This window comes from Paraburkholderia piptadeniae (assembly GCF_900007165.1).
In the GTDB taxonomy this organism is placed as follows: Bacteria; Pseudomonadota; Gammaproteobacteria; order Burkholderiales; family Burkholderiaceae; genus Paraburkholderia; species Paraburkholderia piptadeniae.
Genome location: NZ_CYGY02000253.1, coordinates 1 through 907, shown reverse-complemented (window position 1 = coordinate 907; position 907 = coordinate 1). Strand labels below are relative to the sequence as shown.

Genomic DNA, 907 nt, shown 5'->3' with positions numbered 1-907 from the left:
TTGCGGGCCCGCTGCTCAGCGGACATCTCGCCGACCGCGCTGGCTTTGCATCTGCGCTGCGCGCGGCATTCGTGATCCAGATCGTCGCTGTCGCGTTGCCTCTGATCGACACGAGTCCTGTACCGCTGATCGCCTCCAGCGTGCTGATGGGCGCAGCCGTGCCGGGTATCGTGCCGCTCGCGCTTGGCCGCGTCAATGAACTGCTCGCGCATCACCCGGCCGCGCAGAAAGGTGCGTGGAGCACGGCCACCACGACATTCGCCGTGTTGCAGGCGGTCGCCGCGTATGGCATGTCGTTTCTTTTCACGCAAAACGGCGGCAATTACGCCATGTTGTTCGTGATCGGCGCAGCGGCGCTCGCACTCGCGCTGGCCGTCGACCTGTTCGCTGCGCTGCGCCCCCACCCGCAAAAGGTTTGAGATACCTGCAACGCTTCATCGAAGGATAGATAGCATGAACCAGCCCATGACCTCCGTCTCGCTGCGCAACGCGCCGGATGTCCCGACCGTCAGTTACACGGAACGCAATCAGCAATACTGGATGCGCAATCTGTTCGTCTGCGTGTTCGGCTCTTTCACGACGCTCGTCAGCCTGAGCATGCTGCTGCCGTTCCTGCCGCTCTATGTGAAGCAGCTTGGCGTGACATCGCAGGCGGATGTGATCCAGTGGTCGGGTGTCGCGTTCGGTGCAACGTTCCTCGGCACGGCCCTCACGGCGCCGTTGTGGGGCCGTCTCGCCGACCGTTACGGACGCAAGCCGATGCTGATCCGCGCAGCCGTCGGCATGGCCGTGGTGATGTCGCTGATCGGTATCGCGCATAACGTCTACGAACTCGTCGGACTGCGGCTGGTTGCCGGTCTGGTCGGCGGCTACGCGTCGGCGTCGACTGTCATGGTCGGCACACAGG

At 63.8% G+C, this 907-nt stretch carries 2 protein-coding genes; both read left to right on the top strand.

The window, feature by feature from the left end:
• Nucleotides 1-419, top strand: a 419-nt coding sequence (locus tag BN2476_RS45065) for a YbfB/YjiJ family MFS transporter (protein ID WP_143811265.1), incomplete at its 5' end; no start/stop codon positions are given.
• 34 nt (nt 420-453) lie between these two features.
• Nucleotides 454-907 (top strand): MFS transporter (locus BN2476_RS45060; RefSeq protein ID WP_143811264.1); only part of this gene is annotated, 454 nt, incomplete at its 3' end.